This is a genomic window from Leptolyngbya sp. FACHB-60 (genome assembly GCF_014695775.1).
Taxonomy (GTDB): domain Bacteria; phylum Cyanobacteriota; class Cyanobacteriia; order Phormidesmidales; family Phormidesmidaceae; genus Nodosilinea.
Genome location: NZ_JACJOX010000028.1, coordinates 169,865 through 187,771, shown reverse-complemented (window position 1 = coordinate 187,771; position 17,907 = coordinate 169,865). Strand labels below are relative to the sequence as shown.

Genomic DNA, 17,907 nt, shown 5'->3' with positions numbered 1-17,907 from the left:
CCCGTCCCGTTAGGTTACAAGCTCTATTGAATCGCCTGCTGTAACCATACCTTCGACTAATACAGCTCCATACACCCCGGCGTATCCTTCGTGGGCTTGAGCAATATGCTTGATGATGTTGGGGTTAGCCTCAGATGTCTCTGGATCTAGCGTGATGACTTTACATCTAGGGTCACGCTCCAAAACGCTAATTTCCAAACGCTCCCCTATCCTTAATCGTTGACCGACCAATTCATTCTCATAAAGAGGTGGTTTCCCGTCGTTCCACGTTATGTAGAGGTTGGCTCTAAACCGCCGCTTATCAATATCCATCTCCAGCTCTGCGCTCAAGAGATCGCAGGTTTGCAGTGAGAAAAGAGACAGTGGACGGCAGTCATACTGACTTCTCTGGGTAAAGTTTAAGTGCAGTGTCTCACTGTTAGCAAGCGTCTTTATATGAGCTATAAACTCCTCACTGCTCAGATTATAGATTTGGCCATTGGGAGTTTCGACTTCAACGGTAAACCGCTCTGTGCCAGGATAGACAGGGTTGATGCCAGGGGCCAAGCTTTGCGCTGCCTCTAAGTGTTCGGGCTTTAGCGTGCCGCCATGCCGCTTATAGCGAGGCTTGTACTGTAGCAAGTTCTCCTGTTCTCGGGCAGTATGCCAAGGAAATCCTGGGTTGCCTTTGGCATTAATCAATCCGTACAGGCGATCGCCCATCATTCCGGCAAACGCTACAAAGACTTCATCGATCTGCTCACCGCCCATACTTTTGACAGGGTAGCGCCAAATACTTTCGATCACACCTATTGCAGTCATTGCCTTCCGCTGATAGCTTATCCAAGGGAACAGACCGCACCCTAAATCAGGTGTCTTGCCAATTTCAGCAGCACTTCTTTGCAGTGGCTACTCACAAATGCGCTGCGTCCTCTATTCAACACAATTACCCTTTTTAATTTCGTGTTGCGGGTTACTTTTACACCCATTAATCACGTGCTCAGCAAACGATATCCGTGTCATGGTCAGGCGGTTGGCATAATTTTTGACTCCGTTGGACTTTTCAAACACCGTAACTGTCTGAAGTCAGAGCAACGCTGTATCTAGATCAGATAATGTCTGAGTTGTTGCGCTAGAACTTGCACATGAGGTTGTTTTAGCAACGATAAATGATTGCCGGGAACTTCGTGCAGTTGAATGTTCTCAACTAATTCACTCCAACCCAATGTTTGATCATGTCGATTGGCATCTGATTGTTCTGCTGCCTTAAATAGCGCGATCGCTTGAGAGTAAGGCTGAGGCACATAATCGTAGGTTGCCTGACTATTCGCATAGACAATAGGCAGCATGGCATTAACAGCAGACTCATCCAACAGGCGCAATCGGGACTCTTCGGGAATGAGTCGGGTGATGGCTGACCATTGCCAGCGAGAGAACCAGGGGTTTTTAGAATGCAGACGATGGGTCGCCAGTGCGCCGATATCCAGCAAAAATGGCAGGGTAGACCAGAGGGCAGTTTTCACCAAAAACTTAAGACTCTGACAGAAAGAGGGTTTGGTGCAGGGAGCCGTAGTATCGAGAATTGCTAGCAGTTCAACTTTTTCGCCTGCTTGAGTTAGTTGTTGCGCCATCTCAAAGGCTACTAACCCCCCAAAAGACCAACCCCCCAGGTAATAGGGTCCGTGGGGTTGAAGGGTTTGAATTGCCTGAATGTAATAGGCCGCGATCGCCTCCATTCGATTTAGGGGAGGAGATTTGCCATCTAATCCTAAGGGTTGCAACCCATAGAAACTGCGATCGCTCTTCAGGTAATGCGCCAGTTCTAAATAGGGAAATACGACCCCAAACATAGGATGTACACAGAAAAAGGGAGGCTCGCTACCGCCCAAGGTTAGGGGAACTAGCGGTGAAGTAGGGGGTGGGGTGACAGGTTCGTTGTGTTCTAGAGTTTCCTGTTGGGGAGGGGCGGGAATAACCTGAGACGGCTGACTGAGTAACGTCGATTGTTTGCGTCGATAAGCGGTGCGATCGAGCCGAACGAGGGGAGGCGTGCTTGGGGTGGTATCGCGTAGTGCGTCCAGAATGGGCGCTAACTGGGCAATGGTGGGCGCTGCAAAGACGTTTTTGAGCGGGAGTTCTAGCTTAAAGGTGTCGCGGATGCGAGAGGTCATTTGGGTGGCTAATAGGGAATGCCCGCCCAACTCAAAAAAGTTATCGTGACGGTTGATATGCTTGAGTTGTAATAGTTCTTGCCAGATCTCAATCAGAGCTGTCTCGGTCGAGGTTTGGGGCCTATCTGCTAAAGGTGAATCGTTGTGTTGAGCATGGTCAAGCGGGGGGAGGGCACGCCGATCGACCTTACCACTCGAATTTAACGGTAGGGTGGCTAACGGCACAAACGCAGCAGGAACCATGTAGTCAGGTAACGCCTGGCTAAGATGTTGCCGAAGCTCAGAAATGAGGTGCCGAGCGACATTCGCCTGAAGTGGATAGTTGGTGAACTGCTGAGGCGATCGCTCGTTGCGCGGTAATACATCCTCCGCTGCATTAACCCCATGACGAATCAACACCACATCATAATCTCCAGTCTCACTAGATGCTGACCAGGTAATCTCTACGGTGTAGGGCAGGGTTGTTTCTAAATTCCACCAGTCTTGCGGATCGATTGCTAAGTTCTCAGTGTTTTGCAATAGCTCTCGCATTCGACCAACGGTTTTGGGTGCTTTCTTATTCTGGAGCCAGTTTGCTGTTGCAACAGCGGCATTCACTCGGCTATTAGAAACGTTTGTGATACTTAAAATCTCTGGCTTAGTGGCAAGAAGTTGTTGTTGTATCTCTTGAACAGTCATTGGATGATGTTTCCAGTTAAGTTGCTCCCTTTGGTTTCCTTTAATAGCTGGTGTAGGCTGGGTTTCGTGCCTAAAATCAACATCACAAGATTGTCCCATTCGCAGCAAAACGTTGTAGCGAAACTGAGTCATTTCATTCTGACTGCAACCCCGTGTCAGTCGAATGTGAACCTGTTGAATTTGGGTAAATTGCGATCGCAGCGCATAAAAGAATGCCGGATCGATTGCCAGTTCTGGTTCTTCAAATTGCGATCGCTCAACTTGATGCCAGAGTTGCGATCGCTCCACGCTAGCGTCTGCCTGAACAAATTTCATCCAGCTATGAAATGCAGGTAATAAAGACAGATTTCGCACATCCCCAACGAATAAAACGCCACCCTCTGCTACAGCTTCAATCGTTTTTTCCAAGACCTGCATTAAGTAGGCTTCACTCGGAAAATATTGCACAACCGAGTTCAAAATTACGACATCAAACGATGCCAGATCAATTTCCTCAAAGTCGGTTGCCGTGCGATGCAAAAGCTCAACCTGGGAGAGATTGAGTGTGTCTAGCTGAGTTTGAACGGACGCTAGGGACACAGCCGAAAAGTCTGTGCCTACATATTGTTGACAGTGCGGTGCAATTTGAAAGAGTAACAATCCTGTACCGCACCCAATTTCCAAAACGCGTTTAGGTTTCAACGCGAGAATTTGCTGAACGCGATCGCTCACCCATTCCTGCATCTGCTCAAGGGGAATGGGATCTCCGGTGTAACTGCTGTTCCATCCGGTAATGTCAAAGTGCTGGGGGCTGGAGGTTAGGGGCTGAGTGGGTTCTGTGGATTGGTAGGTCTGGTTGTAGAGAGTTTGCCATTGTTCCAAGTGTTGAGCTTGGAGCGATCGTACACTGGTTTCTTGCAGGTATTCAGTATCAAGGCTGAAGTAAGCAATTAGAGACGATGCAGCGGAGGGTATGACAACGGCATCTTGGATGGCAGGATGGCGCTGTAGAATCGTTTCAATTTCACCTAACTCAACCCGAAAGCCCCGGATCTTGATCTGGTGATCTACTCGGCCCAGAAATTGAATGGTGCCGTCACGGTTATAGAGGACGCGATCGCCTGTCTTGTAGAGGGTTGTTTGCTGTTTGTTGGGTGTGGAGAAGGTGCTTTTTAAGTCAGTATTGATAAACCTTTCTACTGTCAACTCCGGGCGATTGAGATACCCCTGGGCCACTCCTGCCCCCCCGATATACAACTCCCCTGGAATGCCTGCCGGAACGGGATTTAAGTTGGCATCCAAAACGTAGACCTGAGTATTGAAAATAGGGCGACCAATCGTGAGGGGATTGTCTCCGGGCTGAAGCTCGGCGACGGTTGCCCAGATGGTAGTTTCGGTAGGTCCGTAAGCGTTGAAGAAGCGGCAATTGGCAGCCCAGCGATCGATCACCTGGTTGGAGCAGGCTTCTCCCCCGGTGATCAACACCTGAAGGTTAGGCAGTTCCCCTAAGGGCAGAACGGCGAGTACGGCTGGCGTGAGTAGGGCGTGAGTGATGGCATTCTCTTGCAAAAATTGCATCAGTGCCATACCCGGCAGTTGGGCAGACTTCGGAGGAATATACAATGTGCCGCCCGAGCCAAGGGCAAGGGCAATCTCAAAGATGGATGCATCAAAGCTAAGAGAGCTAAATTGCAAAACTCGGCTGGTGCGGGTAGGCTGAAAGACCTGCTGTTGAGCCTGTACAACATTACACAAGCCCCGATGAGAGAGTAAAACTCCCTTGGGGGTGCCTGTGGAGCCAGAGGTGTAGATGACGTAGGCGAGATCGGGGGACCCTTCACCCCCTAGCTCCCTTTCCCGCCACTGGGAGAGGGGGGACCGAACTAAGAAAGTTTCTTCTAGCTTCAGACTTTCCCCTTTCTCTTGCTCCCCTTCTCCCTGCTTGGGGAAAGGGGTTGGGGGATGAGGGCACTCTAAACAAACGATCTGCGCATGAGATGTAGGCAAAGATGCTGCTAACCAAGATTGCGTTAGCAGAATAGAAACTTGAGTGTCATCGAGAATGAATTGGAGGCGATCGCTCGGATAGGTCGAGTCAAGCGGCACATAAGCTCCTCCTGCTTTGAGAATGCCGAGAATGCCAATCACCATGTCGGCAGAGCGATCGACACATAACCCCACCAATGAATTGGGCTGAACCCCCATGTGTTTCAAGATGCCTGCTAGATGCTCGGCCTGTTGATCGAGTTCCTGGTAGGTGAGGGTTTGGGATTCAGTGACAAGGGCGATCGCCTTTGGAGCCTGTTTTGCGTGGACTTCAACAATGTGATGGAAGTGGATTGGCTCTTTAGTTAAGGAGGTTTCTATGCCGGTTTGCCCTTGAAGAGGGACTTCAGCCGCACTTTCGATCTCCCCATTGTCAGCGAGGGCTAGGGGGGATCTATCGAAGGAACATCCGCTCCAGTCATGCAAAATCTGCTGACATTCTTCAGATGTGAGCAACGGTAGGTCTGACAACCGGGCATCTGGATTCGCAACAATTCCCTCTAAGAGCGTTTGAAAATGACCAACCAGACGCGCAATTCTGTCGCGATCGAATAAATCAGTGCTGTAAGAGATAAAGCCGCCCAAACCGTCTTGCGATCGCCAAAAACTCTTCAGTCCGTGGGCAGGTTCCCACAGGTGCACCTCCAGATCAAAGCGGGTGCTGGCAGACTCTAGAGGGGCAGGTTCTAGCGTCAGTGCAGGTAGCTCTAGGGGTTGCATCGGGGCATTTTGCAGGGCAAAGGCAACCTGAAACAAGGGATTGCGGCTCAGGTCGCGATCGGGGTCTAGTTCTTCAACCAGTTTCTCAAAGGGTAAGTCTTGGTGCTCATAGGCCCCCAAAGCAACCTGGCGAACCTGCTCGAGCAATTCGCGAAAGGTGGGATTGCCCGACAAATTTGACCGCATCACTAGACTGTTCACAAAAAAGCCAATTAGCCCCTCCACCTCGCTGCGATGGCGGTTGGCAATGGGAGAGCCGATCGCGATATCCTCCTGCCCTGTGTATCGATAAAGTAGGGTTTGAAATGCTGCCAGCAGCGTCATAAACAGAGACGCTCCAGACTGCTGGCTGAACGTCTCTAATGCCTGGGAAAGGGTAGGGGAAATGTGTACGGGATAGGTCGCGCCTTGATAGGTTTGAACAGCAGGACGGGGGCGATCGCTCGGCAACTCCAGCACAGGCAAGTCTTGCAATTGTTGCCGCCAATAACTCAGTTGTTTTTCTAAAACCTCTCCCTGCAACCAGTTGTGCTGCCAACGAGCAAAGTCAGCGTATTGGATTGGCAAGGGAGGTAGGGCCGGCGATCGCTCCTCCACAAATGCCGTATAGAAATACCCCAATTCTTTAATCAATATTCCTAAAGACCATCCATCAGCAACAATGTGGTGCATCGTCAACAACAACACGGATTCCGCTGCATCAAAGTGCAGCAGTGTCACGCGCAACAGAGAGTCGGTCGTCAGGTCAAATGGGCGTTGGGCTTCGGCCGTCGCTAACTGTTGCCGAATGCGATCGCGTTCACCGATCGCAACCGACTGTAAATTCACGACAGCAAGTTCGACATTGGCGTTGGGTTCAACAACTTGAACGGGTTGCCCGTCCACGGTTGTAAATCGGGTACGCAGGGCAGCATGACGACGCACAATTTCTTGAAGCGATCGCTCCAATGCCGATCGATCAAGTGTTCCCGTGAGGCGAATGGCGGCAGGTACGTTGTAGAAGGGGTTGTGAGGGGCGAGCTGGTAAAGAAACCAGAGCCGCTGTTGGGCGAAGGAGAGGGGAGAGGGAGTGGATGGGTGGGAGGGTGGGGGGGTGGATGAGAGACTACCTTCTAACTGCGGTTCTCTGCCATCTGAGTTCTTCTGTAGGTAGGTAATGAGTTCGGCTTTGCGGTCGGTTAATTCTTGGCGGAGAGCGGGGGTGAGGGTGCCTTCGGGAGCGTTGCAGCGGAGCCGGGTCTGGTTACTTGCAACGGTAGAATCGGGGTCGAGGGAGAGCTTGACATCCAGGTGGTTGAGGTGAGAAATAAAGTCAGCGATCGCCCAGTTGGTCATAGATCTATTTCCTCACGTCGTTGAGAATTGGCTCCGCTTTGATCGCTTATTAATGCGGTGAATTTGGGTTGAAACGTTGCCTGGAGAGTGTCAATCTGCTTCGCCAGTTCAGCAATGGTCGGGGTTTCAAAGATGGTGCGCAGGGGTAACTCTATCTGAAGGCGATCGCGAACCCGTGAAACGAGCTGAGTTGCTAAGAGGGAGTGCCCTCCCAGTTCAAAAAAGTTGTCGTCAATGCCCACTTGTTGTCCCAGTAGTTTTGCCCAAATCTCCACTAAAGCTGCTTCTACAGACGTTGTAGGAGCCACCGCTAAACTGGGTTCTGCTCTATGCAGCGCTGGGGGTGGCAATGCTTTTTGGTCTACTTTGCCGTTGGCCGTTAAAGGAAGCGCATTTAGCACAACAAACGCCGCAGGAATCATGTAAGCAGGGAGCCGTTTTTTTAGCAGCGATCGCAGTTCTCGTTCGGTTGGGGCTTCCGCTGCACTGGGGACAATATAGGCAACCAACTGTCGATCTTGGTCGAGCTCCCGCACGATGACAACCGCTGTTTGCACTGATGGGTGTTGTGCGATCGCTTGCTCAATTTCGCTCAACTCGACTCGAAATCCCCGAATTTTGATCTGATTATCTACGCGTCCTAAAAATTCTAAATTGCCGTCGGGATAATAAAGAGCGCGATCGCCTGTTTTGTATAAAAACCCATTTATAGTTTCCCCCGCCAAAATGGCAGATGAGCAATCTATGAATTTTTCAGCCGTTAACTCTTGGCGATTAAAATATCCTTTTGCCAATCCATTCCCACCTAAATAGATTTCACCAATGACCCCTGTAGGGACCGGATTCAAATGGGCATCCAGCACATACACCTGAGTATTAGCGATCGCCATGCCAATTGGGATTGTGGTAGCGTTTTGAGAAATTTCCTGAATTTCATACCAGGTGGAAAATGTCGTATTTTCTGTGGGGCCATACACGTGTAGCAAGTGTTGGGGTTTGCCCTGCTGCACCAGCGATCGCACCCGATCAACATTCACCATTTCACCGCCAAACAGCAGGTATTTGAGCGATCGAAAGGCTTCGGGAATTTGACTAACGGTTTGATTCAATAGAGCAGTAGTGAGAAACAGAATACTAATATTCTGCTCCTGCAACATGGTCGCAAAATCAGAGGGAGACAGCGTGGTTTCTCGCTCAATGCCGATCAGGTGTGCGCCGTTTAACAACGCACCCCACACTTCAAAGGTGGCGGCATCAAAGGCAAGGTTCGCCACCTGCGCCATGCGATCGCCAGCGGTGATCTGCACGTAATCGGTATTGCACACCAACCGATTAACCGCTCGATGGGGCACCATAACGCCTTTCGGGGTTCCCGTAGAGCCAGAGGTGTAAATCACGTAGGCAAGCTGATCGGCGGTAGAGGGAATGGACAAGTTCTGATCTGATTCCTGGGCGATCGCGTCCCATGCTTGCTCTAAGCAAATTACGTTGGTGGTCGCTGTCTGCAACTCGTCTGCCCAGTTTGCTTCGGAGAGAATGACACTAATACCCGCATCCTCCACCATAAAGCGCAACCGTTCTACCGGATAGCTGGGATCGAGAGGCACGTATGCCCCTCCCGCTTTGAGGATCGCCAACATGGCGGCGATCGCTTCTATCCCCCGTTCCAGACAAATGCCGACAGGCATTTCTGCACCAATGCCCAACCGTTGCAAATATCGTGCCAGTTGGTTGCTGCCCTGATTCAACTGCTGATACGTAAATTGTTGGTTGCCAAATTGGATCGCGATCGCATCGGGTCGTTCTCTCACCTGCGCTTCAAACAGATGATGAATACACTCGTCGGTGGGATAACTGGATGGGCTGCTGCTCCAACGGTGAAGTAATTCTCGTTGGTCTTCAGTTGTGAGTAATGGCAGGGCAGAAAGAGGCGTGTTTGGGTTGGCAACAATTCCCTCTAGCAACGTTTGAAAGTGCTTGAGCAGCGATGCGATCGCGCTTGCCTCAAACAATTCGGTGTTGTAAATCACCATTCCGCGCAACCCGTCTGACTGCTGCCAACCCTTACCCCACAAATTTCTAAAGTTATCTCCGCAGGTCCAGACGTAAAATTCCAGGTCAAAGCGAGATGTCTTGGTTTCTAGATCTACCGGACTGAGAATTAATCCCGGCAATTCTAGTTGCGTCATGGGTGTGTTTTGCAGAGCAAATACTACCTGAAATAGGGGATTTTGACCGAGGTTACGAACGGGTTGTAGTTCCTCGACCAGCCTTTCAAACGGCAAATCCTGATGGTCGTAGGCAGCTAGGGTAACCTCTCGTACTCGCTTTAGCAATTCCAGAAATGTCGGATCGCCCTCTACGTTAGTCCTTAGCACCAGACTATTCACAAAAAAGCCAATCAGCCCCTCCAATTCACTCTGATGCCGATTGGCAATGGGAGTGCCGATCGCCAAATCGGTTTGTCCGGTGTAGCGGTGCAGCAGAGCTTGAAAGGCCGCCAGTAGGGTCATAAACAGCGTCACCTCTGCCTGTTGGCTCAGGTTTTCTAACGCCTCCAATAATCGCTGAGGCAGCTCCAGCAATTGACTTGCGCCCTGAGACCCTTGGGATAATGGTTGTCCTGATGTAGGCGACGATACACCCGGCAATTGCAGCACTGGGATGTCCTTTAACTGCTGTTTCCAATAGCTCAACTGAGTGTTCAGCACTTCACCCTGCAACCATTGCCGTTGCCAATGAGCAAAGTCTGCATATTGAATCGGCAATTCGGGTAGTGCAGTAGATTTATTTTCAACTAGAGCAGCGTATTCTTCACCTAATTCTCGAATCAAAACGCCGCTTGACCATTCATCAAAAATAATGTGATGCAGCGCAATTAGCATTAAATGTTCATCATCCTGCAATTGCCACAGTTGCACCCGAAAGAGGGGGCGTTGATTGAGGTGAAACGGGTGTTGAAGGGTTTGCCAGATGTCTTGTAAGGCTATGGCTTCGCGCTTGGGGGCAGGGTGCGATCGCAAATCGGTTAATGGCAGTGGCACATCTACCTGATTCACGACAATCTGCATTAATTGACCGTCAACCACATCAAACGAGGTGCGCAAAATTTCGTGCCGCTGCGTGATCGCCTGCATACTGCGCTGGAGGTGCGATCGCTGTAAATGACCGCTAAGCCGAAACACCAGAGGACTCGTGTAGAGAGCATCTCCTGGAAGTAGCTGGTCAATAAACCACAAACGCTGCTGGGCAAAGGAGGCAGGAAAGACAAAAACATCTTCCTCGATGTGCGCCGGAGTCGGTTCGTCTACAATCATTCACACCTGCATCAGTTAAGCCCCACTCTGTTGTAAGGAAAAAGAAGGATTAAGAATTATGCTTTAAGGTAGATTTCGACTAAAATCTTTGTGTCTTTTTGTTGCGTGCCCACTAATAAAAGGGTTCATCATACTGAATGCGCCCATTTATACGAAACAGTTTCAACCTGTTTATCAAAATTGCAGCGATTTTAGGTAAGGCTAATGAATACTATTAAGCTCAATCTGTAAGGTGCATTCGTTAAAGTCTATGGTTTGGCCGAGGACAAAATGCTTACGGCTAACAATTCCACGGCGCTAGAACAAAAGTAATTGTCGTTGAGCTAAAAAAGCCGTTGTGTCTAGCGAGCGTGCTCTGCATGGTTACCGTGCTACTCAAACGGCTTGATGGATGAGTAGCCTGGGGCGATCGCTCCCCGCCACCCGTATAAAAGGTAGTTGTGTTTGGGGTGCTCACTATCGTGAGCCATAGCCTGAGTGAACCTCGGCCGTCGCGTTGCACAATTATTTCCTTAGGAAAAACCAACAGGCTGGAATAGCCATACACTGGTGATGATGTTTCACATCTGTCATTGGGGAGGCACCCTAGTCGCCCTCAATTGCAGGTCTAGAACGAAACCTACACTGGTCTGGATGAAGGAAACTGCCTCATGGAAATGACTCACACCAGTAAGATACCGGAGATACTGAAAACTCATGAGGCAGAACTGCTGTCGGAGTGGAATCAGGAACTGCTCGCTACAAATACCCGCAAGGGGTTAATCAAGGAAGCAGAACTCCAGGTAGAGTGCCGGGAATTTCTCAAGTTGCTTCGCATCGCGGCTCAGTCCGGCAACTTGAGCAATATTCAGGCAACCGAATGGCGAGAGGTGCGCGAGATGCTGACTAGCATTTCGCGATCGCGCTCCCACAAAGGCTTCACACCTACTGAAACAGCTACATTTATCTTTTCATTCAAGCGACCACTCTTTGATTGTCTACGGCAGCAGCTGCACAGCTCCGCTGAGCTAGGTGAAGAGATTTGGCAAGCCACCAACCTGCTCGATCGCCTGGGGCTGCTGGTGGTAGAAGCCTATCAGAAATCGCGGGAAGAGGTGATTTTGCGGCAGCAGGAAGAAATGATGGAGCTGTCTACGCCAGTGGTCAAACTTTGGGAAGGCATTTTGGCCTTGCCGATCATTGGCACCCTCGACAGTGCCCGTACTCAGGTCGTGATGGAGTCGCTGTTGCAGAAGATTGTTGAAACCGGGTCAGAAGTTGCCATTATTGACATTACTGGAGTGCCGACCGTCGATACGCTGACCGCTCAACATTTGCTGAAGACAGTTACAGCCGCTCGCCTCATGGGCGCCGACTGCATCATCAGCGGCATTCGACCTCAAATTGCCCAAACAATCGTATATTTGGGCATCGATTTAACTGATGTGACGACAAAAGCAACCTTAGCTGATGCCTTTCTCATGGCATTAAAGCGAAAGGGAACCACCATCACCCGCAAGTAGGTTAGAGGAAAGACTGATGGAACGGATTCCCATCCTTCAAATGGGCGAATTTTTGCTCGTCACCATTCAGGTCGATATGCACGATCGCCTGGCGATGACGTTACAAGATGACCTAACTAATCGCATTAGTCAAACCAATGCAAACGGAGTTTTGATTGACATTTCTGCGCTAGATATTGTCGATTCTTTCATCGGTAGAATTTTAGGCAACATTGCCAAAATGTCGCAGGTCATGGATGCTGAGACGGTGGTCGTTGGCATGCAGCCTGCCGTCGCCATTACCCTGGTGGAGCTAGGGCTGTCCCTCACCGGCATTCGCACCGCACTGAATGTGGAAAAGGGAATGGCACTGTTGCAAGCCACAGTCGGTAAATCCGCAAATGCTCAGTTCATTGCGACGAAATGGGACGCAGAGGACGATGCAGAAGATTGAGGAGATGAAAATTCAATCTTCTGCGGATGTGGTTTTGATTCGGCAAGCCGTCCGCCAGTTTGCCATTGAAATTGGCTTTGGTTTAGTAGACCAAACCAAAATTGTCACCGCTGCCAGCGAACTGGCCCGCAACACCCTGGATTATGGAGGCGGGGGAACCGTCACGTTAGAAACACTTCAGGACGGCGGGCGGCGGGGTCTCAGGCTCACCTTTGAAGACCAGGGGCCGGGCATTCCCGACATTGAAATGGCGCTTAGGGATGGCTTCACCTCAGGGGGCGGGCTGGGGATGGGGTTGGGAGGTGCAAAACGGCTGGCCAACGAGTTTGAAATTGAGTCTGTGGTAGGAGAGGGAACGCGAATAATCATCGTACGCTGGAAGTAATATGAGGACGTCAATTGAATGAATCTATGGCGATCGCCATCACCGAGCAGAGCCAAACTGGAGAGGCCCGACGAGCCTCTCTAGCCTTGGCCACTCGGCTTGGTTTTGAGGAAACCGAACGGGGGAAGGTTGGCCTCTTGGTAACAGAGGTGGCAAACAACCTCATTCGGCACGCAGGTCGCGGAACGATTGTGCTGCGAGCGATCGCCCAAGATGACGTCATTGGCATCGAGGTTTTGGGGCTAGACCAAGGTTCTGGCATGGTGGATGTGGAGGAATGCCTGCAAGATGGCTTCTCTACCGCCGGAACCTCAGGTAATGGGCTGGGCGCAATTCGTCGCCTCTCTGACCTCTTTGACATCTACTCGCAGCCCAACAAAGGAACTGCACTGCTTGCGCATATCTGGGCAAAAACTTCTGCTCATTCGCCACCTAAAATCATTGAAATTGGTGTGGTGGCCTTACCCAAGTTGAGCGAGGAGGTCTCAGGGGATGCTTGGGCCTGGGACGGGGATGATCACCGTGGCCTATTTATGGTCGTAGATGGGTTAGGGCATGGGCCTGCGGCGGCCAGTGCGGCTTCAGCGGCAATCCGAGTGTTTCACGATCACCATCACCAGTCGCCTCAGCGCATTATCGAAGCGGCCCATGCGGCGTTGCGAAGTACCCGAGGGGCAGCCCTAGCGATCGCTGAAATCAACTTTGAGCAGCAGACCGTTTGCTTTGCGGGCATCGGCAATATTGCGGCCAGCGTTTCTTCGGCGACCGAACATCACAACATGATGTCTTACAACGGCACCGTCGGGCATGAAGTTCGTAAGATTAAGGAGTTTACCTACCCCTGGTACCTCAATGGGCTGCTGACGATGCACTCCGATGGCATTAGTACGCAGTGGAATCTCGATCGCTACCCCGGCTTAAGTCAAAAACATCCCAGCTTGATTGCAGGTGTGTTGCACCGCGATTTTCATCGAGAGCGCGATGATGTAACTATGTTGGTGGCGAAAGGAACGGGAGCATGACCACCCTCTTCACCCTAGAAATTCATTATGAACAGGATGTGGTGCAGGCACGGCAGCGCACCCGCGAACTGGCAGAACAACTGGGGTTTGACGGGCAAGATCAGGCACGGCTGGCAACGGCTGTTTCAGAAATTGCCCGCAATGCGTTTCAGTATGCACAGGGTGGGACGGTGCAGTTTGATCTGGAGGAAAGCCCCCAAACCTTTCTGATTCAGGTGCAGGATCAGGGCGGGGGGATTCCGCATCTGAGCGAAGTTTTAGACGGACGCTACCAGTCTTCTACCGGCATGGGGCTAGGAATCACTGGCACGCGCCGGCTGATGGATGCCTTCGAGATCGAATCGACCGAGCAGGGAACCACCGTGCGGCTTAGCAAAGCCCTACCCAAGCGATCGCCCATCTTCACAGACCTACAGCTGCAGCAGATTCGGGAGACCGTCGGGGGGCGATCGCCCCAAAACCCCTACGACGAAATCCAGCGGCAAAACCAGGAACTGCTGCGGGCAATGGCCGACCTCCGCAAGCGAGAAGAAGAGCTAACTTACCTCAATCGCGAGTTAGAAGACACCAACCGCGGCGTGATTGCCCTCTATGCCGAATTAGACGAGAAGGCTAGCTCTCTGCAACAGGCAAACGAGCTAAAAACTCGCTTTCTGTCCAACATGAGCCACGAGTTTCGCACGCCGCTCAACTCGATTTTGTCCCTATCTCGCATGCTGCTGACTCGGATGGATGGGGATCTGTCCCTAGAGCAAGAAAAGCAGGTGACGTTCATTCAAAAAGCGGCCGATGGGTTGTCAGAGCTAGTCAATGATCTACTGGACTTGGCCAAGGTAGAAGCGGGCAAAACTGAGGTAAATCCCAGTTCCTTTGAAGTGAGTGACCTGTTTGCCACCCTGCGAGGAATGCTGCGCCCGCTGCTGGTTCAAGGTTCCTCGGTGTCGCTCGTGTTTGACGAATCCGATGACCTGCCCTCGCTCTATAGCGACGAGGGAAAAATTGCTCAAATCCTCAGAAACTTTATTTCGAACGCGCTCAAATTTACGGAACAGGGAGAGGTGCGCGTCACCGCTGAGCAAGTCGGCCAGATGATTCAGCTCTCGGTATCTGACACAGGCATCGGCATTACACCCGCCAACCAGGAGCGTATCTTTGAGGATTTTGTGCAAATTGAGTCTGAGCTGCAAAAGCAGGTGAAAGGGACAGGACTAGGACTGCCGATATCGTCTAAGCTAGCCGAGCTAATGGGGGGCAGCGTTTCCGTTCAAAGTGAATTGGGTCAAGGGTCTACCTTTTCAGTCTCCATTCCGATTGTTTACCCCAAAGTGACAGAGCTGCCGGACTCACTGCAACCGATCACCTCCCTGAACCCAGCCCGCCTGCCCATTTTAGCGATCGAAGATCATATCGAAACGCTGTTTATCTACGAAAAACACCTGCAAGCATCTAGATATCAACTGATCGCCACCCGCACCCTGGCTCAGGCTAGACAGGCCTTAGAGCAGCTTCAGCCAGCGGTGATCGTGCTAGACATTTTGCTAGAAGGGCAAAACGGCTGGACCTTCCTGCGAGAGCTTAAAAGTGACGAAGCCACTCGCCACATTCCCGTATTGGTAATCACGGTCGTGGATAACGAAAAACAGGCGATCGCCCTAGGAGCCGAGGGATTCCTGATTAAACCTGTGGATCGATTGCCCTTGCTCACCAAACTCAACACGCTGGTTAGTCAAGGCAAAGCTCAAAAACTCTTACTTATTGATGATGACCCAACCTACCGTTACGTGGTTAAACAGTTGTTGACCAATATTCCGCTACAGCTTTTAGAAGCGGCAAGTGGACGGGAAGGATTGGCCGTGGCAGAGAATGAACAACCCACAGCAATTCTGCTTGACCTGGAAATGCCAGAGCTGAGCGGGTTTGAGGCGCTTGAGCAGCTGCGGCATAACCCCGTTACTCAGTCCATCCCTGTTATCATCCACTCATCGACCCAGTTAGATTTAGAAACCCGGAGCCGTTTAGCTCAACAAGGTGTCGCTATCCTTTCTAAGGAGAAAACATCTCAAGCAGAAGCCGCCTCTCACCTTCGAGAAGCCCTCGCTAAAGCCGGACTCGTTTTAGATGCTTGAGGATGCGTGATGTTTGTGCCCAGCGAAACGATTCTGCATATTGACGACAACGAAGCGAATCGCTACATCGTGAGGCGGATTTTGCAGAATGCCGGGTTTGCCGTCGTAGAAGCGGCGACCGGAACCGCAGGGTTAGAGGCGCTTGCCCTACATCAACCAGCGCTGATCATTCTAGACGTACAATTGCCAGATCTAAACGGCTTTGAAGTCTGTCGCCAGATCAAAGCCAACCCGCGAACTCGCTTTATTCCAGTGCTACATCTCTCAGCCAGCTTTGTCAAAAGTCAGGATAAGGCAGAAGGATTAGACAGCGGTGCTGACGGTTATCTGGCTCAGCCTGTCGAACCGATTGAACTACTAGCGACGGTGCGATCGCTCTTCCGAATTCGACAGGCAGAGGAGTTAGCGCTAATTTCAGCGCGGGAGTGGCAGACCACATTTGATGCCATTAATGATAGCGTCTGCCTGCTCGATCAACAGGGCAAAATTTTGCGCTGTAACCAGGCCATGACGCGGCTTTTTGATAAGCCTGCTGAAGAGATTTTAGGGCAAAGCCACTATGAGTTGATGAATGCCAGCTTAGGGGTGGGAGACGGCACTTGTTTTTACCGCGCTAGAGAAACGTACCAGCGACAGCTATTAGAACTGCAAAGTCAAGAACGCTGGTTTGCCAAAACAATGGACCCGGTGCTAAATGAGTTTGGCTCCTTCACCGGTGCCGTTCTGATTTTGGTAGATATTACCAATCGCAAGCAGATCGAGGATGAACGTAAGCAGGCAGAAATTACTCTGCAAGAGCGCAATCAACGCCTGGATTCACTGTATGAAACCACTCGTGAGCAAGCAGATCAACTGCGGCAGGCAAATCGCATCAAAGACGAATTTTTGGCTGTGTTATCTCACGAGCTTAGGTCGCCCTTAAACCCAATTCTAGGCTGGGCAAGAATACTGCAAACCAAACAGCAAAACGCCGCAAAAACGCAGTACGCGTTAGAAACAATTGAGCGAAATGCTAGGTTACAAGCGCAGCTAATTGAAGACTTACTCGATGTTTCTCGCATCCTTCAGGGCAAGCTGAGTTTAAACACAGTTCCAGTCAATCTACCCTTCACAATTAAATCCGCGCTTGAGACTGTGCAGCTTGCAGCTGAAGCAAAATCCATTCAAATTGAGACAATCTTTGATCCTGATGTTGGGCAAGTTTTAGGAGATTCTAGTCGCATACAGCAGATCCTTTGGAATCTGATCTCCAATGCCGTTAAATTCACACCCCAGGGTGGCAGCGTGAAGGTGCGGTTAGAGCAGATTGAAGAGGTTGAAGAACACGTATCCCCCCATCACCTCGTTACCTACGCTCAAATTACGGTCAGTGATACTGGTAAAGGCATCACCGCTAGCTTTTTGCCCTATGTCTTTGACTATTTCCGCCAGGCTGACAGCACAACGACTCGAAGTTTTGGCGGGCTAGGTTTAGGGCTGGCGATCGTCAGTCACCTGGTTGACCTGCATGGCGGAACCGTTCAGGCTGCAAGTTTAGGAGAAGGGCAAGGCTCAACTTTTATTGTGAGGCTTCCCATTATTGCTGTTTCAAAATTGCATCCAGATCATCCGTCGACGCGCAACAGTTCAGAGTTGCATTTCAATGGATTGCGAGTGCTTTTTGCTGATGATGAAAGAGATTCGCGAGAGCTAGTTACTTTTTTGTTAGAGCAGCAGGGCGCAAAGGTTACTCAGGTAGAGTCGGCTCGTGAAGCTTTAGATCAGCTGCAGCAAGCAGAGTTTGATTTGCTCATTAGTGATATCGGCATGCCCGATATGGATGGTTACGATTTGATTCGTCATATCAGGGAGCGATCGCCCGACCAGACCAGAGATATTTTAGCAGTTGCTATTACCGCCTATGCTGGAGAAAGTAATCAGCAGAAAGTATTAGCAGCCGGATTTCAGCAGCACATTACTAAACCGATTGAGCCAGAAACCCTGTTGAAAACGATTTGGACGCTAGTGCAAAAAGAGGGGTAGTGTCGCAGAAATGGTGGTTATGTTGTAAGAACACACAAAGGGTAGGGTGGTCTCAGAACTCAACCCATATATAACGACTGTTGGAGGGGTTATGGGTGCGATCGCTTTCGCCAACCATGTAGCAGCACTTTGCTTACCAATGCAAGCGCTTCTAAGCTGTACGACCAAAAGCTGCCTGATAAGCACTTATTC

9 protein-coding genes are annotated in these 17,907 nt (G+C 50.7%); 6 read left to right on the top strand and 3 right to left on the bottom strand.

Translation table 11 applies throughout. From position 1 onward, the window contains the following. Positions 1-9: 9 nt before the first annotated feature. The 3 genes from H6F57_RS11975 to H6F57_RS11965 form a co-directional block, all read right to left on the bottom strand. Positions 10-801 (bottom strand): MOSC domain-containing protein, encoded by a 792-nt coding sequence (locus H6F57_RS11975; RefSeq protein ID WP_190629669.1) that lies wholly within the window; start codon positions 799-801, stop codon positions 10-12. Between the two features lie 281 nt (positions 802-1,082). After that, a complete protein-coding gene (locus H6F57_RS11970; RefSeq protein WP_190629670.1) occupies positions 1,083-6,908 on the bottom strand; it encodes a non-ribosomal peptide synthetase in 5,826 nt (1,941 codons plus the stop codon). Then, on the bottom strand, positions 6,905-10,225 hold the full coding sequence (locus H6F57_RS11965; protein ID WP_190629672.1) for a non-ribosomal peptide synthetase: 3,321 nt from the start codon (positions 10,223-10,225) through the stop codon (positions 6,905-6,907). The genes H6F57_RS11970 and H6F57_RS11965 overlap by 4 nt, the downstream gene beginning before the upstream one ends. A 650-nt stretch (positions 10,226-10,875) precedes the next feature. Here H6F57_RS11965 and H6F57_RS11960 point away from each other — a divergent pair. The 6 genes from H6F57_RS11960 to H6F57_RS11935 are packed head-to-tail and all read left to right on the top strand — an operon-like array spanning position 10,876 to position 17,715. Next, positions 10,876-11,727: an STAS domain-containing protein gene (locus tag H6F57_RS11960; RefSeq protein ID WP_190629674.1), complete on the top strand. Its 852-nt coding sequence runs from the start codon at positions 10,876-10,878 to the stop codon at positions 11,725-11,727. 16 nt (positions 11,728-11,743) lie between these two features. Next, positions 11,744-12,160: an STAS domain-containing protein gene (locus tag H6F57_RS11955; RefSeq protein ID WP_190629676.1), complete on the top strand. Its 417-nt coding sequence runs from the start codon at positions 11,744-11,746 to the stop codon at positions 12,158-12,160. Next, positions 12,147-12,545: an anti-sigma regulatory factor gene (locus H6F57_RS11950; protein WP_190629678.1), complete on the top strand. Its 399-nt coding sequence runs from the start codon at positions 12,147-12,149 to the stop codon at positions 12,543-12,545. Before H6F57_RS11955 ends, H6F57_RS11950 begins: the two co-directional genes overlap by 14 nt. Positions 12,546-12,559: 14 nt before the next feature. Beyond that, entirely contained in the window at positions 12,560-13,567 is a 1,008-nt protein-coding gene (locus H6F57_RS11945) for an ATP-binding SpoIIE family protein phosphatase (protein ID WP_190629680.1), read from the top strand. Then, entirely contained in the window at positions 13,564-15,693 is a 2,130-nt protein-coding gene (locus H6F57_RS11940) for an ATP-binding protein (protein ID WP_190629681.1), read from the top strand. The genes H6F57_RS11945 and H6F57_RS11940 overlap by 4 nt, the downstream gene beginning before the upstream one ends. A 9-nt stretch (positions 15,694-15,702) precedes the next feature. Continuing rightward, positions 15,703-17,715, top strand: a complete 2,013-nt coding sequence (locus H6F57_RS11935; protein WP_190629684.1) for a response regulator — start codon at positions 15,703-15,705, stop codon at positions 17,713-17,715. Positions 17,716-17,907: the final 192 nt, after the last annotated feature.

Coding starts and splice junctions, on each gene's coding strand:
- H6F57_RS11935 (WP_190629684.1), top strand. CDS start 15,703: ATGTTTGTGCCCAGCGAAACGATTCTGCATATTGACGACAACGAAGCG.
- H6F57_RS11940 (WP_190629681.1), top strand. CDS start 13,564: ATGACCACCCTCTTCACCCTAGAAATTCATTATGAACAGGATGTGGTG.
- H6F57_RS11955 (WP_190629676.1), top strand. CDS start 11,744: ATGGAACGGATTCCCATCCTTCAAATGGGCGAATTTTTGCTCGTCACC.
- H6F57_RS11960 (WP_190629674.1), top strand. CDS start 10,876: ATGGAAATGACTCACACCAGTAAGATACCGGAGATACTGAAAACTCAT.
- H6F57_RS11950 (WP_190629678.1), top strand. CDS start 12,147: ATGCAGAAGATTGAGGAGATGAAAATTCAATCTTCTGCGGATGTGGTT.
- H6F57_RS11965 (WP_190629672.1), bottom strand. CDS start 10,225: ATGATTGTAGACGAACCGACTCCGGCGCACATCGAGGAAGATGTTTTT.
- H6F57_RS11970 (WP_190629670.1), bottom strand. CDS start 6,908: ATGACCAACTGGGCGATCGCTGACTTTATTTCTCACCTCAACCACCTG.
- H6F57_RS11975 (WP_190629669.1), bottom strand. CDS start 801: ATGACTGCAATAGGTGTGATCGAAAGTATTTGGCGCTACCCTGTCAAA.